23 protein-coding genes are annotated in these 24,864 nt (G+C 45.4%); 15 read left to right on the top strand and 8 right to left on the bottom strand.

Features of this window, described 5'->3' with window-relative positions; all coding sequences use genetic code 11:
• The first annotated feature begins 17 nt into the window (after nt 1-17).
• The 8 genes from NF543_RS22975 (at nt 18) to NF543_RS22940 (ending at nt 6,282) form a co-directional block, all read left to right on the top strand.
• Nucleotides 18-572 carry a NifU family protein gene (locus NF543_RS22975; protein WP_257670550.1) on the top strand — a complete coding sequence of 185 codons (555 nt, stop codon included), beginning with the start codon at nt 18-20 and terminating at the stop codon, nt 570-572.
• Between the two features lie 4 nt (nt 573-576).
• Nucleotides 577-1,257 (top strand): arylesterase, encoded by a 681-nt coding sequence (locus NF543_RS22970; protein ID WP_257670549.1) that lies wholly within the window; start codon nt 577-579, stop codon nt 1,255-1,257.
• A gap of 91 nt (nt 1,258-1,348) precedes the next feature.
• Nucleotides 1,349-2,194: a transketolase gene (locus tag NF543_RS22965; RefSeq protein WP_257670548.1), complete on the top strand. Its 846-nt coding sequence runs from the start codon at nt 1,349-1,351 to the stop codon at nt 2,192-2,194.
• 44 nt (nt 2,195-2,238) lie between these two features.
• Nucleotides 2,239-3,195 (top strand): transketolase family protein, encoded by a 957-nt coding sequence (locus tag NF543_RS22960; RefSeq protein WP_257670547.1) that lies wholly within the window; start codon nt 2,239-2,241, stop codon nt 3,193-3,195.
• A 28-nt stretch (nt 3,196-3,223) separates the two neighbouring features.
• Complete coding sequence (locus NF543_RS22955; protein ID WP_257670562.1) at nt 3,224-3,769, top strand: RNA polymerase sigma factor; 546 nt, start codon at nt 3,224-3,226, stop codon at nt 3,767-3,769.
• 33 nt (nt 3,770-3,802) lie between these two features.
• Complete coding sequence (locus NF543_RS22950; protein ID WP_257670546.1) at nt 3,803-4,603, top strand: hypothetical protein; 801 nt, start codon at nt 3,803-3,805, stop codon at nt 4,601-4,603.
• Nucleotides 4,604-4,607: 4 nt separating this feature from the next.
• Nucleotides 4,608-5,072 (top strand): hypothetical protein, encoded by a 465-nt coding sequence (locus NF543_RS22945; protein ID WP_257670545.1) that lies wholly within the window; start codon nt 4,608-4,610, stop codon nt 5,070-5,072.
• A gap of 16 nt (nt 5,073-5,088) precedes the next feature.
• Nucleotides 5,089-6,282 carry an aspartate aminotransferase family protein gene (locus NF543_RS22940; protein ID WP_257670544.1) on the top strand — a complete coding sequence of 398 codons (1,194 nt, stop codon included), beginning with the start codon at nt 5,089-5,091 and terminating at the stop codon, nt 6,280-6,282.
• A gap of 26 nt (nt 6,283-6,308) precedes the next feature.
• Here the strand turns inward: NF543_RS22940 and NF543_RS22935 are convergent, their stop codons facing one another.
• Nucleotides 6,309-7,496: a class I SAM-dependent rRNA methyltransferase gene (locus NF543_RS22935; RefSeq protein WP_257670543.1), complete on the bottom strand. Its 1,188-nt coding sequence runs from the start codon at nt 7,494-7,496 to the stop codon at nt 6,309-6,311.
• 161 nt (nt 7,497-7,657) lie between these two features.
• Between NF543_RS22935 and NF543_RS22930 the strand changes: the two genes are divergently transcribed.
• From NF543_RS22930 to NF543_RS22920, 3 genes are read left to right on the top strand one after another with little or no spacing between them, the layout of a single operon-like run.
• The gene (locus NF543_RS22930; RefSeq protein ID WP_257670542.1) at nt 7,658-8,194 is read left to right on the top strand and encodes an RNA polymerase sigma factor; all 537 of its coding nucleotides are present in this window, start codon (nt 7,658-7,660) and stop codon (nt 8,192-8,194) included.
• A gap of 28 nt (nt 8,195-8,222) precedes the next feature.
• Nucleotides 8,223-8,780, top strand: coding sequence for a hypothetical protein (locus NF543_RS22925; protein ID WP_257670541.1), 558 nt, complete (start codon nt 8,223-8,225; stop codon nt 8,778-8,780).
• On the top strand, nt 8,767-10,035 hold the full coding sequence (locus tag NF543_RS22920) for a DUF4097 family beta strand repeat-containing protein (RefSeq protein WP_257670540.1): 1,269 nt from the start codon (nt 8,767-8,769) through the stop codon (nt 10,033-10,035). Before NF543_RS22925 ends, NF543_RS22920 begins: the two co-directional genes overlap by 14 nt.
• 52 nt (nt 10,036-10,087) lie before the next feature.
• Here NF543_RS22920 and NF543_RS22915 read toward each other — a convergent pair whose 3' ends face one another.
• Nucleotides 10,088-11,137, bottom strand: coding sequence for a DUF8457 domain-containing protein (locus tag NF543_RS22915; protein ID WP_257670539.1), 1,050 nt, complete (start codon nt 11,135-11,137; stop codon nt 10,088-10,090).
• A 123-nt stretch (nt 11,138-11,260) separates the two neighbouring features.
• Here NF543_RS22915 and NF543_RS22910 point away from each other — a divergent pair, with 123 nt between their 5' ends.
• Entirely contained in the window at nt 11,261-11,839 is a 579-nt protein-coding gene (locus tag NF543_RS22910) for a thymidine kinase (protein ID WP_257670538.1), read from the top strand.
• 203 nt (nt 11,840-12,042) lie between these two features.
• Here the strand turns inward: NF543_RS22910 and NF543_RS22905 are convergent, their stop codons facing one another.
• The 5 genes from NF543_RS22905 to NF543_RS22885 all read right to left on the bottom strand — a co-directional run bounded on the left by NF543_RS22905 (nt 12,043) and on the right by NF543_RS22885 (nt 19,135).
• Nucleotides 12,043-12,549, bottom strand: a complete 507-nt coding sequence (locus NF543_RS22905; protein ID WP_373275028.1) for a glutathione peroxidase — start codon at nt 12,547-12,549, stop codon at nt 12,043-12,045.
• Nucleotides 12,550-12,694: 145 nt separating this feature from the next.
• A complete protein-coding gene (locus NF543_RS22900) occupies nt 12,695-13,558 on the bottom strand; it encodes an N-acetylglucosamine kinase (RefSeq protein ID WP_257670536.1) in 864 nt (287 codons plus the stop codon).
• 90 nt (nt 13,559-13,648) lie between these two features.
• Nucleotides 13,649-14,950, bottom strand: a complete 1,302-nt coding sequence (locus NF543_RS22895; protein WP_257670535.1) for a TolC family protein — start codon at nt 14,948-14,950, stop codon at nt 13,649-13,651.
• Nucleotides 14,951-14,952: 2 nt separating this feature from the next.
• Complete coding sequence (locus NF543_RS22890) at nt 14,953-18,060, bottom strand: efflux RND transporter permease subunit (protein WP_257670534.1); 3,108 nt, start codon at nt 18,058-18,060, stop codon at nt 14,953-14,955.
• A gap of 10 nt (nt 18,061-18,070) precedes the next feature.
• Nucleotides 18,071-19,135, bottom strand: coding sequence for an efflux RND transporter periplasmic adaptor subunit (locus NF543_RS22885; protein ID WP_257670533.1), 1,065 nt, complete (start codon nt 19,133-19,135; stop codon nt 18,071-18,073).
• Between the two features lie 230 nt (nt 19,136-19,365).
• Between NF543_RS22885 and NF543_RS22880 the strand changes: the two genes are divergently transcribed.
• Nucleotides 19,366-21,159 carry a M61 family metallopeptidase gene (locus NF543_RS22880; protein ID WP_257670532.1) on the top strand — a complete coding sequence of 598 codons (1,794 nt, stop codon included), beginning with the start codon at nt 19,366-19,368 and terminating at the stop codon, nt 21,157-21,159.
• A 75-nt stretch (nt 21,160-21,234) separates the two neighbouring features.
• On the opposite strand, the gene NF543_RS22875 is transcribed toward NF543_RS22880, so the two are convergent.
• Complete coding sequence (locus tag NF543_RS22875) at nt 21,235-21,729, bottom strand: hypothetical protein (protein ID WP_257670531.1); 495 nt, start codon at nt 21,727-21,729, stop codon at nt 21,235-21,237.
• A 344-nt stretch (nt 21,730-22,073) separates the two neighbouring features.
• Between NF543_RS22875 and NF543_RS22870 the strand changes: the two genes are divergently transcribed.
• On the top strand, nt 22,074-23,834 hold the full coding sequence (locus tag NF543_RS22870) for an AMP-dependent synthetase/ligase (RefSeq protein ID WP_257670530.1): 1,761 nt from the start codon (nt 22,074-22,076) through the stop codon (nt 23,832-23,834).
• A 94-nt stretch (nt 23,835-23,928) separates the two neighbouring features.
• The gene (locus tag NF543_RS22865) at nt 23,929-24,861 is read left to right on the top strand and encodes a YihY/virulence factor BrkB family protein (protein WP_257670529.1); all 933 of its coding nucleotides are present in this window, start codon (nt 23,929-23,931) and stop codon (nt 24,859-24,861) included.
• Nucleotides 24,862-24,864 lie beyond the last annotated feature (3 nt).

Below are 24,864 nucleotides of genomic sequence, written 5' to 3'. Positions count from 1 at the left end.
GTATAAATTAATTAAACATGGCAACGATAAACGTCTATACGGAATATACTCCCAACCCGGCTACCATGAAATTTTTGGTTAATAAGCTGCTGATTAATGGAAGTTTGGATTACCCCGATAAGCAGAAGGCACAAGAATCGCCTTTCGCACGGGAATTGTTCAAGTTCAACTTTGTAAACGGTGTGTTTTTTGCCAGCAATTTCGTAACGGTCACCAAAACCGAAGACGCGGAATGGGAAGATATCGAAGGTTTGCTCAAGGAATTTGTGAAAGGTGCCGTGGAGTCTGAACTCAAGGTACAAGAAGTGGCGAAGGATGAGGATGTGAATTTTGAAGGTACAGAAACCGAAATCAAAATACAGCAAATCCTACATGACTATGTACGGCCTGCCGTGGAACAGGATGGTGGAGCCATCAGTTACAAATCATTTGATGAAGGCACTGTGTTTGTAGAACTACGCGGATCGTGCAGCGGTTGTCCATCATCTACCATCACCCTCAAGGCAGGTATCGAAGGCCTGCTTAAGCGGATGGTACCCGAAGTGCAAGAGGTAGTAGCGGAAGCAATGTAGCGATATGTTTTTCAAAACATTGATTGCATTATTAGGGCTTTGTTTCATAATTGGTTGTGGCAATCCAACTGGCCAAACGGAGAAAGACAATACACAAACAAGCCAGCAGGATTCAGCAAAATCAAAGACGGAAACCAAAAACATTCTTTTTTTTGGCAATAGTCTCACTGCGGGCTATGGTCTCGACAGCCCTGACTTGGCATTTCCTAGTCTTATTCAACAACGGATAGATTCGTTGGGACTCCCTTATCAGGTTATCAATGCAGGATTAAGTGGCGAGACCTCTGCTGCCGGAAATGAACGCATTGATTGGCTACTTAATGAGGAAATCGAAGTATTCGTATTGGAGTTAGGCGCCAACGATGGCCTTCGGGGTATTCCCACCGAAGAAACCCGGAAAAATCTACAAGGCATCATCGATAAAGTAAAAAATAAATATCCTAGCTGCAAATTGGTGCTCACAGGCATGATGGTGCCCCCCAATATGGGCGGCGAATATGGCAAGGCGTTTACAGCCATCTTTCCGAAGTTGGCTGAAGAGAATGATATGGCTTATGTACCCTTCTTATTGGAAAGTGTGGCTGGTGAAACTAAGCTAAATCAACGGGATGGCATTCATCCAACCGAAGAAGGGCATAAAATCCTTGCTGAGAATGTATGGGAAGTGTTGAAACCGTTATTGTAGTCATCACATATCTCAAGTCTCACATCTCATAACCCACATCTAACGTAAAATCACTAACTTTGGCCGCAAAAACTGAATTAACCTTATAATAATGAGCGAAGACATCACAAAATTGGAAAAAATTGCATCCCAGGTTCGACGTGACATTGTGCGGATGGTCCATGCTTGCCAATCGGGACACCCTGGCGGATCATTAGGTTGCACCGAATTTTTTGTTGCACTGTATTTTAGCGCCATGGATCGAAAACCTGGTTTTGATATCGATGGCATCGGAGAAGATATCTTCTTCTTATCAAACGGCCATATCTCTCCAGTGTTTTATAGCACATTATCGCGGGCAGGCTATTTCGATGCCAGCGAATTAGCTACATTCCGTAAAATTAATTCACGTCTCCAAGGTCACCCCACTACGCATGAAGGGTTACCGGGAATACGTGTGGCTTCCGGATCACTAGGCCAAGGGCTTTCCGTAGCCATTGGAGCCGCCCGAGCCAAAAAGCTCAATAATGACAACCATTTGGTATATGCGCTAATGGGCGATGGCGAACAGCAAGAAGGACAAGTCTGGGAAGCTGCCATGTATGCCCCATACAACAAAATAGATAACCTCATCGCGACCATCGATTACAATGGGCAGCAAATAGATGGGGCTACGGAAGATGTGCTGTCTCTTGGCAACCTCAGGGCCAAGTGGGAGGCTTTTGGATGGGATGTGCTTGAAATGAATGGCAATGTCATGAGCGAAGTACTGGCCGGGTTGACCGATGCCAAATCGCGCACCGGTAAGGGCAAGCCTGTATTGATATTGATGAAAACAGAAATGGGTAACGGTGTGGATTTCATGATGGGGTCGCATAAATGGCATGGTGTGGCGCCTAATGATGAGCAATTGGCATTGGCTCTGGCGCAATTGGAGGAAACTTTGGGAGACTATTAACTTTAGCTACTCATATCTCATATCTCATATCTAAAAAATGAAAAATGAAAAAATACACTTATACAGATAAAAAAGATACCCGTTCAGGATTTGGCGCGGGGTTATTGGAAGCGGGCCAAAAAAATCAAAACGTGGTGGCACTATGTGCTGATTTGGTTGGTTCACTCAAAATGAATGATTTCATCAAGGAGTTTCCTGAACGCTTTTTCCAAATCGGCATTGCTGAGGCCAACATGATGGGTATCGCGGCTGGGCTTACGATTGGAGGTAAAATTCCATATACTGGTACATTTGCCAACTTTTCTACAGGACGTGTTTACGACCAGGTTCGGCAGTCTATTGCCTATTCGGGCAAAAACGTGAAAATTTGTGCATCACATGCAGGCCTCACTTTGGGCGAAGACGGGGCTACTCACCAAATATTGGAAGACATCGGGTTGATGAAGATGTTGCCGGGTATGACCGTTATCAATCCTTGTGATTACAACCAGACCAAGGCAGCGACTATTGCCATCGCCGACTATGAAGGCCCCGTATACTTGCGTTTCGGCCGTCCAGTTGTCCCTATTTTTACGGATCCCAACCAAAAATTCGAAATCGGCAAGGCATGGATGGTTAATGAAGGCAAGGATGTCAGTATTTTTGCCACGGGCCATCTGGTGTGGGAGGCTATTCAAGCCGGAGAACAACTGGCTGAGTTAGGTATCGATGCGGAAATCATCAATATCCACACGATTAAACCATTGGATGAGGCCGCCATCTTGAAATCAGTGGCCAAAACTCGCTGTGTAGTGACGGCAGAAGAGCATAACAGGCTTGGTGGACTTGGCGACAGTGTTGCACAAGTATTGGCCAAAAACAATCCAACACCTCAGGAATATGTAGCCGTGAATGACAGCTTTGGCGAAAGTGGCAAACCGGCCGACCTGATGAAAAAATACGGATTAGATGCCGCCAACATCGTAAGCGCTGTACAGCGCGTAATCAAACGGAAACAGTAGGGATGATAAGCACCCAATCCAGTGCATGATGGAAGACGCCCAGATATTGGAGAAATTTGCAGATGAACGTACACGTGAAGAGGCGTTTGTCCTATTGTTGAAAAAATACCAGCAAAAAATATATTGGCATGTCCGACGTTTGGTAATCGATCATGACGATGCAGATGATTTGGTACAGGATATATTCATCAAAGTATGGAAAAACTTGGCGAATTTCAGGGAAGACGCCCAATTATACACCTGGCTATATCGCATCGCTACCAATGAATGTATTACGTTCTTGAACAAGAAAAAACAACGGCAAAATATTTCATTAGACGATGAAAGCTCTGCATACCTAGCCGATTCGCTGACGGACACCACCTATTTTAATGGCAATCAAGCCCAGCTAAAGCTACAGCAGGCGTTGCTTACGCTTCCTGAAAAACAACGCCTGGTGTTTAACATGAAATATTTTGACGATTTAAAATATGAGGAAATATCAGACATCGTAGGCACCAGTGTGGGTGCATTGAAAGCATCATATCACTTAGCTGTAAAGAAAATAGCGCATTTTTTTGAGGCAAACGATTAAACCTTCACGTAACAATACCATCTAAGAAGTACCATGAAGGATAAACACACATATCGCCACTTGGATGAATCGGGAAGACTGCCGGATGCATTGCAAATGAATCCATATACAGTGCCAGCCGATTATTTCGAGGACCTACATGTATGTATTCTCCAAAGGTGTCGCCATATCGAAGATTCACAAGCCTCATTCATGGTTCCCTCGGGTTATTTTGATGAACTGCGGGATAATATAACCACAAAAATTGCCGAGCAAAGACTGAAAGAAATCGTGGATGAGCCTGGTTTTTCTGTTCCGGAAGGCTACTTTGTAGGCTTGGAAAGAAACCTATCCGAAAGATGTAGGCACATTGGCAATGGTTCGCTGCTGTCAATGCCCGTTCCGCCGGGCTATTTTCAACAATTACAGGAAGATATTCTGATTGAGGTTTCAGCGCAAAAACTCAAGGAAAAAGTAAACGAACCGGGCTTTATCGTGCCAGCGGATTATTTTGATAATCTGCAACATGCCATCACCAAAAGGACGTCCCAAGGAGAATTAACACCCATTAGGAAGATTAGCCGGCCAAAATGGATGGCTTATGCTGCCGCGGCCTGTGTCGCATTGGCTGTAAGTATTGTTGGGTTTTTAAGGTTCGCTGACAGCGAGCAGTCCATAAGCACCAACCATTTAACCGCTGTATCTGACCAAGAAATACTCAATTATCTTGAGTTTTATGGCACAACCAGCGATTTCACCTACATTTCGGAGCATCTCGATGACTTCGGTGGGCGTAATATCGGGGAGGGATTAAGTGAAGAAGATATCGAAGCATACCTTAATAATACGCTTTAAAAAAATGACCTTAATAAAATATTTGAATCTCATTGCAACTATTTTGCTATTTTCCACTGCTTTTACAATGGCTCAGGAGAACAGGTCAAAGCGATTTGAGCGAATCGAGGCGGAGAAAGTAGCGTTCATTACCAAAGAACTCAATCTAACGCCGTCGGAAGCGCAGAAATTTTTCCCAATATACAATCAATATTATAAGGAAATATCCAATCTAAGGCATGAGAAACGGGATAGGAAATCGCAGAACCTGCGAAGCCAGAAACTCCCGGGAAATAGCCTTAATCCCACCAACCGTGATGTCCTCGCTTTTGATGCCAAAGAGTTGGAAGTGAAGAAAATCTATAGGAAACGTTTTGCCAATGTGATTGGGCAGGCCCGTGCCTCACAATTCTTTGAAGTTGAAGAGGAGTTCCGCAATTACTTAATGCGCCAACTGCAGCACAGAAGGCGCGATAAGGAAAACGAGTAAATTTGCCACATTGCGCATGCTTAGCAATCGACAGCTTTTTCTGTTAAATACGGCTCAAACCTCTTGTTCTCCCCGGCTTATCGAAATCGAACATGCTGAGGGGGTTTACCTCTATGGACCAGATGGCAAGAAGTACATTGATCTGGTTTCAGGTTTTGCGGTGAGCAACATCGGCCATCGACATCCCAACGTGCTCAAAGCCATATCCAAGCAGCTCGACAAGTACCTACATGTTACCGTATATGGCGAATTTGTACAGGCTCCACAAGTAGCATTGGCAACCAAGCTCCTGTCCGTACTGCCCGAAAGGTTCGATACGGTTTACTTCACCAATTCAGGAGCCGAAGCCACAGAGGGCGCCATGAAAATCGCCAAGAAATTTACAGGAAGGCGTGAAATCGTCGCAGCCGAAAAAGCGTACCATGGGAGCACACAGGGCGCGCTGAGTCTCATCGGAAATCCTGAATACCGCATAGCTTATGCTCCTCTTCTACCGGAAATCACATTCATCCGCTATAATGACCTGAATAGTCTTGCTAAGATAACCTCATCCACTGCCGCGGTTATCCTTGAAGCCGTGCAGGGGGAGGCAGGGATACGTGTACCGGATGTTGAATACATGCAAGCGGTAAGAAAACGCTGTGATGAGACAGGAACCTTGCTTGTCTTTGATGAGATACAGACGGGTTTCGGCCGCACAGGCAAGCTGTTTGCCTTTGAACATTATGGTATGGTGCCTGATATCCTCTTGCTTGCCAAGGGTATGGGTGGCGGCATGCCCATTGGTGCATTTGTCGCCAACAAGGCGGTAATGGATGTTATCAAGGATAACCCCATGCTTGGACATATCACTACTTTTGGTGGCCATCCGGTGAGCTGTGCTGCAGCATTGGCGTCACTCAACGTCATACTGGATGAGCATTTGGTAGAAGGGGTAGCAAGGAAAGCGACACTGTTCCGCCAATACTTGCGGCATCCCGCCATCCGGGAAATCCGAGGCCTTGGCCTGATGATGTGCCTGCAACTCGCTAGTTTTGCACAGGTAGAAAACATCAGCAAGTACTGTGCAGAGCATGGGGTCATCATTGATTGGTTCCTGCATTGCGAAACCGCATTGCGCATCGCTCCGCCGCTCACTATCAGTGACCAGGAAATTAAAATGGCCTGTGAAGTGATCCTGCGCGGCCTGCAACGCTATGCATCGCAGTAACAGTATGGAAACTCAGGAAGATTACATCACACCACCCTGCACAACAACCCCTTCAGGTATTCCCCTTCTGAAAAGGAAGCCCGTACGGGATGGTCTTCGGGCTGCGTGAATTGGCGAATGAACTGGATTTCCTTGCCTGCGTCCAGCGCTGCCCAAGCCAATACCTGCTTGAAAGTAGCCATATCCATTGCCGCCGAACAGGAAAAAGTGGCCAGTAGACCCCCGCTTTCCAACAACATTAGTCCTCTCCTATTCAAGTCCTTGTAAGCTCGCGCTGCCTTGCCCAGACTGGAACGCGAGGGTGCATATTTAGGCGGATCCAAGATGATAAGGTCAAACCGCTCTCCTGCCTCTGAAAAAGCCCGGAGCTGTTTATTCACATCTGCTTGTATGGCTGTATGGTTGGCAGCGTCATAGCCATTCAGCGTGATATTCCGTTGCAGGGTTTCCAAGGCCAGAGCCGAACTATCCACACTGACCACTTCCCTTGCCCCTTGGGCCAGGGCATTCAACGAAAACCCGCCGGAATAGCAGAAACCGTCAAGTACCCGTTTGCCTTTGGCGTATTGCGCCGTTAGTAAGCGGTTGTCACGCTGGTCGCAGTAAAAGCCGGATTTCTGCCCCTCAGCAATATTGACCTCGTATAGGATGCCATTTTCTCTGATTGGCGCAAATTCAGGAGGATGCAAGCCAAATAACAACCCATTACTGCCGGCCAGCCCCTCATGGCCACGGGCATTGTCATCACTGCGTTCATATATTCCCTTGGGTTTAAGCAATTGATCCAGCTCATCAATGATAATCGGTTTTACCCGCTCCACACCGGATGCATGTACTTGGAGGGAAATAAAATCGCCATATTTATCAGCAATCAGACCAGGAAGGAAATCAGCCTCTGCAAAAATAAGCCGTAATGTATCGGTATCTCCCGATCGGAGCAGGTGCTCCCGGGCTTGAACGGCCCGTTGTATCCGCATGCGCCACCATTGTTCGTCCGGTAACTGATCCGGATGCCATTCGATAAGCCGGACCGCTACGCGAGATAGGTTGTTGTAATATCCATAGGCAACAAATTCACCCGAAAAGTTCATTACCTGTACGATATCGCCATTTTCTGGATTTCCCTGGATGTTCTCAATAGCGCCCGAGAACACCCAGGGGTGAAGCTGGAAGGCGGCCTTGTCTTTATTTTTCTTTAGTTGGATGGTATGCATTGGGAACAAAAATACTTTTTTTGTGAAACACTTCTCGTTTTTTTCGGAATGATGCAACACACACCACACCGCGCGCGTCTATTGATTAAGTGAGTTAGGAAACAACGTGTGGAAAAAGCGGAATAACGTTATTTTTGTGAATCATAGAAAAACACAGCTAGTTGGAAGCCTCATTTGGTGACAAGCATTATGAATTGGTAGTGGCCTGCAAACAAGGCGATCGCCAGTCCCAATTCAAGCTATACAATCTGTATGCAAAAGCCATGTATAACACGGCTCTTCGCATCGTACGCGATGAAGATGAGGCTGCCGATGTGCTGCAGGAGGCATTCATTGACGCCTTCACCCGCTTGGATGGTTTCCGCCAAGAGAGCACGTTTGGCCTTTGGATGAAACAAATTGTAGTCAACAAATCCATATCCGCCTTGCGCAAGCGGAAACTGGAGTTGCAACCGCTCGAAGAAGGAGACCATATCATTGAAGATGAACCGGAAGAAGGTGATATCGCATTCCAGGTGGAAGCGATCAAGGAGGCCATCAACAAATTGCCTGACGGCTATCGGTTGGTGCTGACACTGTACCTGCTCGAAGGATACGATCACGAGGAAATCGCACATATTCTGCGGATAAGCGAAGCGACTTCCCGGAGCCAATTCTTTCGCGGAAAACGAAAATTATTGGACTACTTGGCGAATTAAAACGGAGCTAACATAGGAGGAGAAAGAAATGAAAAAGGATTTGAAAACATTCATCACGGAAAACAGGGCTGCGTTTGACCATGGAACCCCACCAAAGGAGCTTTGGCAACGGATAGCAAGTGAATTGGATCAAAAAGGTACACCCCAGGGCAAAGCGCCTATCAGGAAAATATGGCTCATACAAGTGCTGAAAGTAGCCGCCGTGACCTTCCTGATTGGTGTAGCCGGTATCACGGTGTATTTTTATGGAAGAAAACAAGCCTATGAAGATTACAGTCAAATAAACCCCACGTTGGCTGCTGAGCAAAAAAACTACGCCCAATTAGTGACACAGAAAAAGGATTCAATTGCCTTTATTGCGGCGTCTAATCCTGCACTTTATGGCGAGTTTTCGGCAGTGCTCAACCAAATGGAAGCAAATTATGAGACACTGAAACGAGAACTGACGGAGAGCCCTAACAAGCAACTGACACTGGAAGCCATGATTCGTAATCTCCGCGCACAAATCGAGGTGCTTGGACAACAATTAGAAATATTAGACTATATTAATGACACTAAAAACCAAGCAAAAGATGAACAGATTTAATTCATATATCTTATTAACCATGGCGTTTTTGTTGTCCAGTATGGCAACATTTGCGCAGCCTCCGACACATAATGCAAACGAAAAGGCATTGAAGGTAGCGGTAAGAAGCATCGGCCAGCTGGCTACCGAAATCAGCGTGGAAGTGGCCAATGCCGTAAAGGAAATCGATTTTGAGGCCCTAAGCCGAGATGCAGAAAAAACTGCAGTATTGTCGGAAGTGGAAGCACAAAAAATCGTATGCGAAATCGAAAGAATAGATTTCACGCCCATTATACAACAAAGTCAAGCAATCGCCGAAGAGGCTGCCAAAATTGACTGGGGACATATTTGGGAAGAAGTGGATGCCAACCATATTGGCTTCCAAAGGGAAAAAGTCATCGAAAAAAGCTATCCGGTCAACATCAATAACAAGCTCAATATCGATAATCGGTACGGTAAAATTGTTGTACGCAATTGGAATCGTAATGAAATCAAAGTAACGGTGAGGATACGTACTGCTGAAGACTCAGAAAGAAAAGCTCAGGAAGCATTAGATCGCGTGCGTATTGACGAATCAAAATCGGGCAATAACATTTCCTTCAAGACAAACATCTCCCAAGGGGATTCCAATTGGTGGTCTTCGCTGACAGGTAGTGGGAGCAACCGTGCCTTGAATGTAGACTATGAGGTCTATATGCCGAAAGGGAATGAATTGGCGCTCGTCAATCGATATGGATCCATTGAAATGGACGATAGGGACGGCAAAGTGTCTGTTTCTATAAGCTATGGCAGTCTCCAAGCCGGCCGCCTCAGTGCCCAAAGCAATTCGCTTGCCATAGCATATTCAAAGGCTGAAGTTGAATACCTCAACGAAGGGGAAGTATCCGTACGCTATGGTGGGTTCACCCTATCCGAAGCGGAAAAACTCTCCTTGTCCCTGAGTTATACCAGTGGGAGCGAAATTGGGAAAGTGAATCGTGAAGCAAACATCAGCCTCCGGTACAGTGGAGGTTTCAAAATGGGCCTTGGCTCGGCGATTCGAAAAGCCAATGTGGCTGCTTCATACTCTAGTGTCAACATCAATCCGGCATCTAATGCCGCTTTCAACCTCAACGTAGCCGTCAATTATGGAGGGTTTGAATATGACCATAACCTTGCTCATATCGACAGCAAATCTGAAAATAACACGTCAAAAAGTTATGAAGGCTATTGGAATAAGACGAGCGGCAACTCCCTTAACATCAGCTCACGGTATGGGAGCGTGAAGTTGAAATAAGTTGGAAAGACCTAAAGTTGCCAAAGAAACTTCCGGACTTTCCGACTTCCAATCAACCAAACCGTTTCCGCATAACGGCATACAGCTTGTCTACTGTGGTCTGTTTAGCCGCCCAATTGTTTTTCTCGGCATAATTGGCCTGTAGAAATGCTTCTGCAGCGGCAAAATCATCATACCGGTTAAGTAACTCGATTGCTTCACTGTAGGCAAGGCTGTACCCATTAAAGAGGTCTTTGATGAAAAGCAATTTGTCATTGAGGCTGATAGCTGATTTAAGGTCAGCGATCCTTTCGGATTCCCCACGACGCGCCGCAAAAATCGGATTGGTGCCTGCCTTCCGTTGGGCAGACATCATTTCGTTGATGGAGAGGGGCCTTGCAGGTTTCTCTGCTTCGGAAGGTGTCGCTTGAGGGGCATCCATTGGTTCAACACTTACTTCCTTTTCCGCAATGGTTACTTCATTCACAAACTCATCGTTCGTTTCGTCGACCGGTTCTGAATTGTTATCCTTCCTTTCATCAGATTCGCCATTGCCTTTTTCTTCATCTGTATCGACAGCTTGCTTGATTTCCTCATCGGCATTCCCTTCGTCTTCTTCGGCATCCTGTTCATCTTTGGCAGATACAGGTTCTTCCTCATCATCCGATGTATCTTCTGCGATAGTATCAGCTACTTTTTCCTGCGAATCATTATCGGTATCTTCCTGATCTGTATCTTCATTAGATTGGTCGTCGCCTTCATTGTTGTCATCCGAGCTTACTTCTTCAACTTGTTCCGCATGTGATGCTTGTTCTGCTTCTGAATCGATGGGAGGTGTGAAAACAATCTGTTGGACATCATCGGGTTCATCTGCTTGCTCACTCTCCAATTCGTCATCGGAATCCTGAATAGGGGGTGCAGAGGCACCAACCTCCCCGGTGTCCCTTTTATGAAGCTTATTATACAAGGCCACATGGGCAGCAAAATAATTTGCTGTAGCCTCAAAAAGATCCGTTTCTAGACCATCCTCTGATAACTTATCAGCTTGCAAATCATCATACTGGTCGTTGATGTCGTTAAGTAGTTCCGTTATTTTTTCAAAAATCTGCTGTTTTGTCGCCATAGTATTGAAACGTATTTCTTGGTGATTTATTAGCCAAATTTAGCATTAAATTCTGATATTAGCGGGCCTTCAGGGCCTTAAAAGAATGTAAAATTCAAGTCTTCGAGGAATAGGAGTTAGACTATGTTATTTTCTGAACATCGATTTGCACAAGGAAGTGCAGCATACGGAAGTATCGAAGTGATTTGCGGTTCGATGTTCTCGGGCAAAACAGAAGAGCTCATTCGCAGGATGCGACGTGCCCAGTTTGCCAAGCTGGATGTGGAAATTTTCAAACCAAAAATAGACACGCGCTACCATAATATCGATATTATATCGCACGATAGTAATAGTATCAAATCTACACCGGTAGACCATTCATCGGATATCTTGCTAGTGGGCAGCACTACAAAGGTAGTGGGCATTGATGAAGCGCAGTTCTTCGACGATGAATTGCCAACGGTATGCAACAAACTGGCCAATCGTGGAATCCGTGTCATCGTAGCTGGACTGGACATGGATTTCAAGGGCAGACCCTTCGGTCCAATACCCGCGTTGATGGCTATCGCCGAGCATATCACCAAAGTACATGCCGTATGTGTACGGTGCGGTGCGCCCGCAAATTATTCTTTCCGTATTGCCAAAGATGAGCAGCAACTATTGTTGGGCGAAAAAGAGAGTTATGAACCCAGATGCAGGTCATGTTTTTACCGGAATAAATAGGTATTAATAAAATTACATAAATATTTAAAGCCCCACAGACTACAAGGCTTATCTTTGCGTTATAGTCATAGATCATTAGATAAAATAGGTCTTAGGCCTATAGATAAGACTTTTCATAATTTAGGTTTATAATTGGTTAGTTTAAAGCCTCCTGCCCACCAGGAGGCTTTTTTTATTTTAACCTTCGCTTATTTTCAGTTCATCTAGAGTTTACTCGTAAGTTCTTCACTCATCGGCTCCACCTTAGACCGGAAACGATGGACGAGATTCCCCTGTTCGTCGATGAGAAATTTTTCAAAATTCCAGTTGATTTCGCCAGTAAAATCACTGTTTTGGGCTCCGGTGAGGTATTCGAACAACAGCGATATATCATCCCCTTTCACACTGTTTTTTTCAGCCAATAGAAACGTTACCCCGAAATTCTTTTCACAAAATCCCTGGATTTCTTCATTGCTTCCCGGTTCCTGACCACCAAAATTATCAGCGGGAAACCCGATGACAACCACCTTATCCGCATATTGTTCTGATAACTCCTGCAAACCTGCATACTGCTTAGTAAATCCACATTTGGATGCCGTATTGACAATTAATATTTTCTTGCCCTTAAATTGAGAAAGATTCACTTCTTTGCCATCAATAGATGTGATGGAAAATTGATATACATTGTCGGCTGATGAAGCCATGACAACGGTAGTCAGCATTAAAATCATTAATTTCATTATGTTTATTTTAATCGTCTTTATATGTATTCATTTGCACTCAGGAGCCCGATTTGCGGGGTTAATTTTCAACAGTCAATACCTGTCCCGTCTTAGCGGGATGGAACCGTTGTATTCCAGATCCCGAACTTCAGGACTACTGTATCTCATAGTTTTTTTCCCGTTGGATGACATAGTTAAACAATTCCTCAATGGGTCGTTTTAACACCTTGCCGATTTTGACCCCATTCTGCTCGCAAATATAGTGCAGCTGATCCTTGAAATAAAACGCTATAGACCCCACAAAATGGCAAATATACTCCCGGTAATTTGGAAAAGGTTTGATGTTCGTTGTGATAAATTCCTTAAAGCCCACTTTCAGTAGTTCATCCACGAATGGATGATCTATATACTCGCCCATAAATCGGGCGAATGATGCCAAGTAGGCATTGGGGGAAGCCCGTTGGTATACATTCTTGATAACGATTTCCTTATTAATCCGGTATTTGGCATTAAATCTTTCAGCTAGATCAGTGGGCATGGTGCCATACAGAAAATTCGTTATCAGTTGTTTACCGAACCAAACTCCTGAACCCTCATCGCCAAGGACATACCCGATGCCCTGTCTAGTAGGCAGCACTTCTTGGCCATCAAAAAAGCTCACATCGGATCCTGTCCCTAAGGTTGCAATGTATCCCTTACGATTACCACAAGTGGCGTATGCTGCACCAATGAGATCCGTCTCCACGGAAACAAAGGCATTGATAAATAATTGCGATAACGCATTGGAAACCATTTCGCGTCTATCAGGACTCGAGCAACCGGAACCAAAAAAATATACTTCACTTATATGGTCGGTATAAGGTTTAATTTCCGGTATATTCTGGATGATTTTTGCAATATCCTTTTCGTTTACAAAAAAAGGGTTCAACCCTTTGGTCGTAAATGCCAGTGGCTCTTCTCCCGGCAATGCCAGCATCCAATCCGATTGGGAGGAACCGCTATCTGCTACTAATATCATTGAATAGTGTTTATGCGTTAGCTTCCTTCAGGATATCAAATTTACGAAAAAAGTTGGAAAGACCGAAAGTCAGTAAGTCCGAAACCACAATTAATCCACCTTCAACGTTCCGGCTATCTGGTTCAATGTTATTTCAGCCAGCTTGGCTTGGTATTGTGCAGTGGTGTACCTTGCGCTGGCATCCACAAAATTGCGTTGGGCCTCACGGAACTCCAAAGGAGCAATACTGCCGAGTTTGAATTTTTCCAGCGTAATGTCCATATTCTCCTTAGCGATGTCCTTATTTCTTTCTTCAAGCCTTACTAAATCCAAGTTCATCAAATAGGTCTGATATGCAGCAAGCAACTGCGCTTCTATATTCTTGCTGATTTTATCGACTTCAATTTCCACAGCCTCCACGGCAAATTGCGCATTCTGTTCATTCCTCCGTTGCATAAATCCATTGAAGATATTCATGGAAGCCGAAATGCCGTAATTGAATCCATTGTTTCTTGACTGGGTAGAAAACCCAAGTTCGGTCCTAGATTGGGAACGGGTATAAGCCGATGAAACGCTGACCACCGGATAACGTTCGCCTTTAACACGTTTTAGCTCCAATTCGCTAATCCGGTGGTTGACGATAGCCGACTGTAAAGTCGGATTCAGTTGCTTTGCCTGTTTGGACAATGTTTCATAATGAAGGTCGGCAGTGATGATCATGGTATCTACAATACTAAATTCCGTATTCACATCACGTGCCAGCAGTTCATTAAGGCGGATTTGTGTGCTTCGGTATTGATCGCGCTGCCGCAGCAAGTTGGTGGTATCGGTATTGAGATCCACGCTGGCCGCCAATACCTCCAATTTGGAAGCCCGGCCAATCTGATACCGGTTTTCGGCGGTTTGATAACGAAAGGCGGATAAATCTAGCGCTGTTTGAGTAGCATTGATGAGTTGTTGTTGCTGCACCAAGTTAAAGTAGCTACTCACCACCTCATAGATAGTAGCCAATATGGCCGCTTTTAAATTGGCTTCACCCAATGCCTTCAATTCCTTAAGCTGCTCATAGCGGGTAAACATTTGAAGCCCATCAAATATGGTCCAGTCCAGATTGGCGCCATAAGCCGATGATCGGTTTGTAGCCCCACGTAATGCACGGATTTCTCCGCTTAACAAAGTCTGCGTAGTATTTTGGATACCTGCAGCCGCAGATACATCCCCAGTGACAACGGGCAGCATACCAGCATTTCCGATGCTCACATTGTTCTCAGCGATAGCTACATCTTTAGACACCAAGCGAATATCATAATTATTTTCCAACGCGATAGCGACGGCTTCTTCTAAGGTGAACTCCTGTTGGGCAGTCCCATAGAAGGGAATGATATAAAATACAATATAAATAAGTCTCTTCATAATTAATCGGTAGCTGCCACCACTTCTTCCTCTATACGTTTGGCTTCTTCCAGTTCGGGATTAGCCTTATATTCCCTTGACCACATGGCATAAACTGCAGGAATAATGTACAAGGTGAGTATTAAGGAAAACATGGTGCCACCAACAATCACTACCCCCATCCCAATGCGGCTTGTAGCGGCAGCACCAAAGGCCATTGCAATGGGCAACGCACCCAATGAAATGGTCAGGCTAGTCATCAATATCGGGCGGAGCCTTGCTTCAGCGGCTTCGATGATTGCTTGCTTGACTGGTCTTCCCTGTTCCTTTAGCTGATTGGCAAATTCAACGATCAGGATACCATTCTTTGTGACCAGTCCGATAAGCATCACGGTACCTATCTGACTGAAAATATTCCACGATTCACCCGTAATCCACAAGGACAACATGGCGCCGGCCACCGCCATAGGCACCGTAAGGATAATGATAAATGGATCCAGAAAACTCTCGAATTGGGCGGCAAGGATTAAGTATACGAGCAGCAAGGCTAGACAGAAGGCAAAGAGTGCATTCGAGCTACTTTCTCTGAAGTCACGGGACTCACCACCCAAGTCGACGGAGAAACTGTCGTCCAGCACTTGATCCGCAATCCGATCCATTGCATCGATTCCTTCTTCTATAGTCTTTCCACGAGCCAGTGAGGCAGAGACCGTGGCAGACATAAAACGATTGTTGTGATACAATTGGGGGGGACTACTCTGCTCGGCCATATCCACCACATTATCGAGCTGTACCAACTCGCCTGTACTACTACGGACAAAAATGGTAGCTAAGTCCAAAGGCGAACTTCTATCCAGATTGGAAAACTGGCCAATCACCTGATATTGCTTTCCATTCATCAGGAAATAGGCAAACCGCTGCCCACTCAATGAAAGCTGCAAGGTCTGCGCCACGTCCAATACCGATACACCAAGGCTCTGCGCTTTATCCCTGTCAATGCTGATATTAAGTTCGGGTCGATTGAATTTGAGATTCACATCCACGTTGGCAAATGTGGGGTCTGCGGTCGCCCGATCCATAAACTCAGGTATCTTTTCTTCAAGCTTCTCAAAATTCGGTGCCTGAATGATGTATTGGATGGGCATACCTCCCCTCCTACTTACTGCTATCGTAGGTTGCTGGGAAATAAATGTACGGGCTTCGGTAAACCTGCTGGTTTGCTTGATCAGAGCCTCTGCGATTTCATCCTGCGACCGTTCCCGTTCTTCAGGTGGTACAAGGCCAATACGCATCATTCCTGTGTTGGCTGACCCGGTACCTGAAAATCCCGGCGATGTGTTTACCATATTTACGGTTTTCTCTGGCACGGAATCGTTAATCAGTTGTATCATTCCCAACATAAAACGGTCCATATACTCAAATGTGCTCCCTTCCGGTGCGGTCACACTGGCTCGCACCAAACCCCGGTCTTCATAAGGGGCCGTTTCTTTCCTCAAATTGACCCAAAACCAAGCAATAAGTCCAAAGCAGATGGCCAATATCGGAAAGCTTACCCATTTTGCATGCATGAACCGGCGCAGCGAATTAGCATAGCCGGTCGTCATCTTCACGAAATAGGGCTCAGTAGCGTTATAAAACTTGGAATGCTTGGCCCCGCTGCGCATGAGGTATGCGTTGAGCATCGGTGTAAGCGACAACGCCACAAATGCGGATATCAATACCGCGGCGGCGATGACCACCCCAAACTCCCTGAATAATCGCCCTACAAACCCTTCCATGAACATCACCGGTAAAAATACGGCAGCCAACGTAATGGAAATGGAGATGACAGCGAAGAAAATCTCGTTTGATCCTTTTATTGCCGCCATAATCGGCGACATGCCCTCCTCCACTTTTTTGTAAATGTTCTCGGTAACCACGATACCATCATCAACCACTAATCCGGTAGCCAGTACAATAGCCAACAAGGTCAGCACATTGATAGAGAATCCGAACAAGTACATCACGAAAAAAGTGGCAATCAGTGATACCGGTATATCAATCAACGGACGGAATGCAATGCCCCATTCTCGAAAAAAAATAAAAATGACGAGAATTACAAGTATCAATGCGATGCCAATGGTTTCCGCTACCTCAGTAACCGAACGCTTGATAAACAACGTATTATCGATGGCTACTTCCATTTTGATATCACTCGGCACCTCGTTCTTGAGTTGTTCAAATCGCTCGTAGAACGTATTGGCGATGTCGATGTAGTTCGTGCCCGGTTGGGGTACGATGGCCATCGCTGCCATGACAGCACCTGACTCCCGGAATTCACTTTCCAGATTTTCCGGGCCGAGCACGGCATTTCCAATATCACCAAACCGGATAATCCGGTCGCCTTCCGAGCGGATAATCAGGTTGTTAAATTCTTCCTCGGTGGTCAGATTTCCAATTGTTTTGATAGAAAGCTCGGTATTTTCTCCCGTAATTTTCCCTGAGGGCAACTCTACATTCTGTCTGCTCAGTGCATTGCGAACATCCAACGGCGTAAGCCCGTAGGCCGAAAGGCGCATGGGATCAATCCACAGCCTCATCGCATATCGCTTTTCGCCCCAAATCTGTACAGAGCTCACTCCAGGCAGCGTCTGCAAGCGTTGCGCAATAATGTTATCAGCAATGTCACCAAGTTCAAGAGCTGAATGCGATTCGCTTTGGACCGTCATCACGATAATAGCCTCAGAGTCGGCATCGGCTTTGGATACGACGGGTGGGGCATCGATATCCTGCGGCAAGCTGCGCATAGCCTGTGATACCTTATCCCGGACATCATTGGCAGCTTCTTCCAAATCTTTACTCAACAGAAATTCAATGTTGATCCGGCTGGAGCCTTGGCTGCTTGACGATGAGATGTTGCGGATTCCATCAATCTGGTTGATCGAACGTTCCAAAGGCTCAGTAATTTGAGATTCGATAATATCCGGGTTGGCACCCGCATAGTTCGTCCGTACCGATACCATCGGTGGGTCAATAGAAGGAAATTCACGCACACCAAGGAACGTATATCCAATGATACCAAATAAAATGAGCATCAGGTTCATTACCATGGTAAGAACCGGCCTTTTGATACTAATGGTGGAGAGACTCATGGCTTGGAATTTAATTATGTTCAACAACCTGTACGCGTACGGGCATACCATCCTTGAGCGACATGATACCCGAAATTAATACCGTATCACCGATATTTACGCCGTTGATGATCAATACGTCCGTGCGGGTGCGGTTTTCCGCTTCAACATCGGTGGCTCTAGCCATCCCATCCTTTAATAAATACACCTGTTTGCCATTTTGGATGGGAATCACCGCCTCGGTGGGCACCAATACCGCATCTTCCTTACTGTCCAATGATAATTCAATACGTGCAAAAGAACCGGGGAAAAGCTGCTCTCCCGGATTTTCAGCCACTGCCCTGATACTAATGGTTCGTGTCGTGGCATCCACCCCTGGTTCGACGGCATAAATTTCCGCGTGATACTTGGTGTCGGATCCACTAACGCTAAAGTTCAGCCCTTGCCCCACATGGATATGGCTACCGTATTTCTCGGGTACTGAAAACAAAATTTTAACCGGATTGATACTCAGCAAATTGGCCACTACGGTGGTTGGAGTGAGGTATTCTCCTTCGGAAATCGATCGAAGACCTATCTTCCCGCTAAAAGGAGCTCGAACGGAGGTTTTGGCTATCTGGGCACGGATGAGTACGGTCTGGGCCTTGGTCGATTCATAATCAGCATGCGCCACATCATACTCCTGCTGGCTGATGGCCTCCTTCTCCAGTAGTAGACGGGCACGGTTTTCATTATCTTCAGCCAATTTTTCACTGCTTTGCGCTTGGATTAACTGCGCCTGCAATTCCGAATCGTCAATACGAAACAATACCTGGCCTTTTTGCACCGCAGCTCCCTCACGGAATGATAGCGCTCTTACAATACCGGACACCTCACTACGTATCTGTACTTTTTCATTGGGTTCGATGGAGCCGGACAGGGTAATCACATTAGCAAACTGGCGGGGTTTAACCACGATAGCATTGACTTCCATAGCTCCCCCACCAGGCCTTGCCTCTGGAGGAGCTACTTTGGCGTTGTCACTTCGGGTTAGTCGGTAACTCACAAAAGCGACAGCAACAATGGCAATCGTAATATATAGGTATTTTTTCTTCATCGTTATAAACTGAAATATAGATGCAAGGTGTCTCGTTTGGATGCAACAATCAGAAATAAATATACACCTTTACATTTGTCAAAACTACTGTAATCAAAAGGTATTTTTTAGCTGTATCACATTTTTTACAGCTAGCGTCCCTTTAGTTATCTTAATTTGCAATTATTAGCATATTCCTTTGGCGGTTTACCTTATACTTATACTTTTGTACTTTCCTACTTAACACAGTCATGAAAAGAATCGTTGTCAATCTATTAGTCATTATGACCACTGTAACTACCTATGCCAACACCCGTGTCCATTTCGAAGTTTCGTTCAAAGAACCACAAGCACATTATGCCGAAATCAAAATGGAGATTTCGGGCCTTCGCAAGGATTATATCGATGTGAAAATGCCGGTATGGACTCCTGGCTCATACTTGGTCAGGGAATATTCGCGGCATGTGGAAAGCGTTGAAGCATGCAGTGCAAACGGAGATCCCATGGACGTTGAGAAAACCAGTAAGAACACATGGCGCATTGCATCAAACAAAAGCGACAACGTGATCATACATTACCGCATTTATGGATTTGAGGTGTCGGTGCGAACCAATTTTATAGATGATGTGCATGCATTTCTATCGCCCGCGGCTACATTCATGTATGTAGATGGGATGATAGACCATCCGGTAGAGGTGACCGTTATCCCACATCCTTCATGGTCTAAAATCTCTACGGGACTCAAACCCGTTGCTGGGAAACCCGGCACGTTCAGCGCGAAAGATTTTGACATTTTGTTCGATTCGCCGATCGAGGTGGGTAACCAAGATATCTTTACATTCGATGCCGCTGGTGTGCACCATGAGATTGCCATGGTAGGAGGAGGCAATTATGATCGGGAACGCCTGAAAAGCGATTGTGCAGCGATTGTGGAGGAGGCAACAAGCGTGTTTGGTGTAAACCCAAACAAACGTTATGTGTTTATCGTGCACAACTTCCAATCGGGTGGTGGTGGACTTGAGCATCTCAACTCCACCGTGTTGGGGGCAAGCAGAAACGGCTATCAAAACGAACGGTCTTACGTAGGTTTCCTAGGGCTTGTGGCACACGAATACTTCCATTTGTGGCATGTCAAACGACTCCGCCCGATCGAACTCGGCCCCTTTAATTACGATGCCGAAAACTACACGACCGCATTATGGATAATGGAGGGCTTTACGGCATATTTCGATAACCTTATCCTCCGCCGTAGTGGATTTATGAATGAAGCGACTTATCTTCAAGCATTGGCCAATGATGTAAATGCGGTTGAAAACCGCGCTGGCCAACGGGTACAACCTGTGGCATTGGCTAGCTTCGACGCTTGGATAAAACATTATCGCCCCGATGAAAATTCAGCGAACACGAGTGTCTCTTATTACAACAAAGGCGCTTTGCTCGCCATGATGCTCGATTTGCAAATCCTTGCGGCAACCAACGGCGAAAAACGGCTGGACGATGTCCTGAAGGTGGCTTATGAGGAGTTTTATATCAAGAAGAAACGTGGCTTCGAAGAACATGAGTTGCAAGCATTAATCGAGCAGATAGCCACGATATCCGTCGCCGACATTTTCCGTGCAGCACATACTGTGGAACCATTAGACTATAACCATTATTTAAATGCCGTAGGTTATCAATTGATTGATTATAATTCAGGACGCGAATTGCCCGACTTTGGTATGTCAACTTCGGTAACTGATGGTCGCATTATGGTAACTGGCGTAACCCGGGGCACCGGTGCTTGGGACGGAGGCATCAATGTAAGGGATGAAATTATTGCTATCAATGGTGAACGCTTGGATGCCAATAATAAAGAAATGACCCGCTTTCTGCAATCAGCGTCCATCGGAGATGTGGCCAAGGTATTGATCGCTAGGGATGGAAAGGTACGTGAATTGGAAATCACCTTAGGAAAAGAAAAGAAAGGAGTATTCAATATCGTTCCATTACAAAATGCGACACCGGAGCAGGAAAAACTGGGGAAGATTTGGTTATCGTTGGAATGATTGGTTAGCTATCGGCTTTCGATTATCGGCTATCAGCAAGCGGTCATTAGCCGAAAGCTGATAGCCGATAGCCCACTAAAATACAAACCGGATGGATAACCCAATACCGTCAAACCGAACTCCCGATTCAGGAGTCAGTTCCATGGTGGGTTTCCAATCCAGCGATAGGTTAATCGGGGCCGTTGTTATTTTATAATCAACGCCAACTACACCATCGAAGCTCCAAGCCAACCCACTTTCATCCGTATCTTTATACCGATATCCGCCTAGGCCTCCACCAAAACCATAATACCACTGCAAGCCTTCAACATCTACGAAGTCGATCGGCTTATGGATTTCGTACAACCCCAATACCTTGAAAATCGTAAAATTTCTATTGCCTTGGAAATTGACGATCCCATCAATGGCACGGGTGTCATTGAGGAAATGTTTGTAGGTAATGCCGTTCGCTACACCGAAACGGCCACCTATGGCCCGAGTGTATGTACTGCTTTCTTGTGCTAAGGATTGGTGATATGTGATTCCGACAAAAATTGTGGCAACTAATAAGGCAATGAGTTTTTTTTCCATGCAATAATGATATGAATATAGTTTCCTTTTTGGCTCTCAAAACAAATGCCAACATTGCTATTGTTTCAATAGTTTAACAACTCAAACTCAATCATCACTTTCACGGATGCACAACAACAATTTTCATTCGCGGCCCAACAAGGTTCACGCAAAGTAACAAAGACGTCAACTTAGCGCCCTCTGCGCAACGGGTCTCCGCGTGCTTGCGAGAATTGTTCATTCAATCTTGCTTCGCAGGTTTGTCGTGCACTCGATTTCTATGATTTAATCGAATTATTATTAACTTAGGTGCTTAAATGCTAAACTTGCATAGCGTTAGGATTATAAACCAAACAAACTTGTATATGAAGTCACCAACCCGGATTTTTGATATATTGACCCACTACAAAAACAACTACGCCAAACCTGTAATGGTAGCTGGGAAATCGGATGGTAAGTGGACAAACTATTCCACTGATGTTTTTTTGGCCATCGTAGATAACTTAAGCAAAGGGCTTGTATCTAAGGGCATTGGCAAAGGTGACAAAATCGCATTGATGTCATCTAACCGACCCGAATGGAATTTCTGTGATTTCGCAATCAACCAGCTTGGTGCTGCCGTTATTCCGCTATACCCCACCCTGTCCGACCATGATCTTTCCTTCATCATTAATGATGCCGAAGTAAAAATCATCTTCCTAAGCAATGTGGATCTACATGAAAAGGTAAAAGCCGCGCTGCAAGCAAACAACCTGGATACCCCCATCTACTCCTTTGATCCTGTGGACAATGTACCTTCTTGGCAGCAATTGGTCGAGGAAGGCAAACAACACGATACCGATCTCTCCGCTTATCGTGACGCCGTTCACGAAGACGATTTGCTGACCCTCATCTATACTTCCGGCACAACTGGCAAGCCAAAAGGCGTGTACCTTTCGCACAAAAATGTCATGAGCAACGTACACGACTGTCATCACCTGCTGCCAGACTACTTCAAAAAAGCGCTTAGCTTTTTGCCATTATGTCACATCTTTGAGCGCATGGTGGTTTACCTGTATTTTGTAAAGGGGGTAGAAATCTACTACGCCGAAAGCTTGGACACTATTGTGGCGGACATCAACGATGTGAAACCCGACGGGTTCACCACCGTACCACGCGTATTGGAAAAAGTTTATGACAAAATCGTTTCCAAAGGCAAAGATCTCAGCGGATTGAAAAAACATATCTTCTTCTGGGCACTCAATCTAGGGCTCAATAATAAAGAACCCGGTAAAAATAGCGCATGGTTTAATTTCAAATTGGGTATTGCCCGCAAATTGGTTTTCAGCAAATGGCAAGCGGCGCTAGGTGGCAATATCAAGCTTATTGTCTCTGGTGGTGCAGCCCTCCAACCTCGTTTGGCACGTGTATTCTGGGCAGCGGGCATACCGGTGCTCGAAGGATACGGGCTTACGGAAACATCCCCTGTCATCGCTGTTAACAGCTTGGAAAAAGGCGGGGTAAAATTCGGAACGGTAGGCAAGCTGTTGGCAAGCGTAAAAGTCAAAATCGCTTCCGATGGCGAAATCCTGTGCAAAGGACCAAATGTCACCATGGGCTATTACAAAAATGACGCTGCCACCGCAGAAGTTATTGATAAGGATGGCTACTTTCACACCGGTGATATTGGCGAATTAACCGCTGATGGCTTTCTGCGGATCACAGACCGTAAAAAGGAAATGTTCAAAACAGCGGGAGGTAAATACGTGGCACCACAGGCTTTGGAAAACAAATACATGGAGTCTACCTTGATTGCACATGTAATGGTCATTGGCGAAAACCGGAAATTCCCTTCGGCGCTAATTGTTCCTGCATTTGATGTACTGGAAAATTGGTGCAAAATCAAAGGAATTCCTTTTGAATCAAAAATGGAAATTGTTAAAAAACCAGCGGTAATCGACAAGTATCAGCGCGAACTTGATCGGCTTAACCAAGGTTTTGGCCAATGGGAAAAAGTAAAGAAATTCGTGCTGTTACCAAAGGAATGGACCATCGACGCCGGGGAACTTACACCGAAACTGAGCCTAAAGCGTAAAATAATCATGCAGCGTTATGAAAAAGAGATAGAAAGCATCTATCAAGAATAGACACCGTTACCTTAGCGCAGGCTTTCCAAGGCAGCGATTATAAAACTTATTTTGCTGATTTCGGTTATCATAAGGGAATCAACACATTACCATATTGAAACGCTTTAGGAAATCATATTATAAGGAAGTATTTGGGCTGTTTGGTGAAACATTTTCAGAATTTTCTAACGACAAAGCCATGAAGATGAGTGCTTCCTTGGCTTATTATACCGTGTTTTCCATTGCTCCATTGTTACTAATTGTTATCTGGTTGGTAGGCTTTCTGTATGGGGAACGCGTCGAGGGCCAACAAGGAGCACAGGCGCAGGTGTTTGAAGAATTCACGGATTTATTTGGCCTCGAAGCCGCCGCGCAAATCCAACAGATCATTGAGCGAATCCGCATTTCTGATAAATCTGGGATGGGCGTCGCCATTTGGATCGCTGCATTGGTGATGGGTTCTACTACCATCTTCGTGGAGATACAGGATTCACTAAACCGGATATGGGGCGTAAAGCCGAAACCCAAGAAGGGGTGGTTAAAAATGCTGCTTAACCGAGCCATTTCTTTTTCCATGGTTATTGGGCTGGGCTTTTTGTTGATTGCCTCCCTATTATTGAATGGGATAATTATGGCCCTAAGTAACCAAATCAATCGGTACTTCCCCGATATTTCCATGTGGATGATCCAATGGGTCAATATTGGGCTTACTTTCCTAGTTATCACCATCCTCTTTGCTACTATTTTTGGTGTTTTACCTGATGCCCGTTTACGTCTGCGCGATATTGCTTGGGGGGCCGTTTTTACCGCATTGCTGTTTATGTTGGGCAGATACCTCATCACGCTGTACATGCTATATAGTGCCCCAGCTTCTACATACGGTGCTGCCGGTTCCATCATCGTACTCCTATTGTGGATTTATTACTCGGCTGCCATCCTCTATTTTGGGGCGGAATTCACCAAAGTATATGCACAGCGATACGGTAAAGGTGTATTGCCGACCAGTTATGCCGTCAAAATTGTCCAAAAGGAAGTGGAGATAGGATGAGGA

Origin of the sequence: Parapedobacter tibetensis, from assembly GCF_024704835.1 — a bacterium.
Lineage (GTDB): Bacteria > Bacteroidota > Bacteroidia > Sphingobacteriales > Sphingobacteriaceae > Parapedobacter > Parapedobacter tibetensis.
The sequence above is the reverse complement of the archived record's forward strand: the minus strand, read 5'-3'. Positions and strand labels throughout refer to the sequence as shown.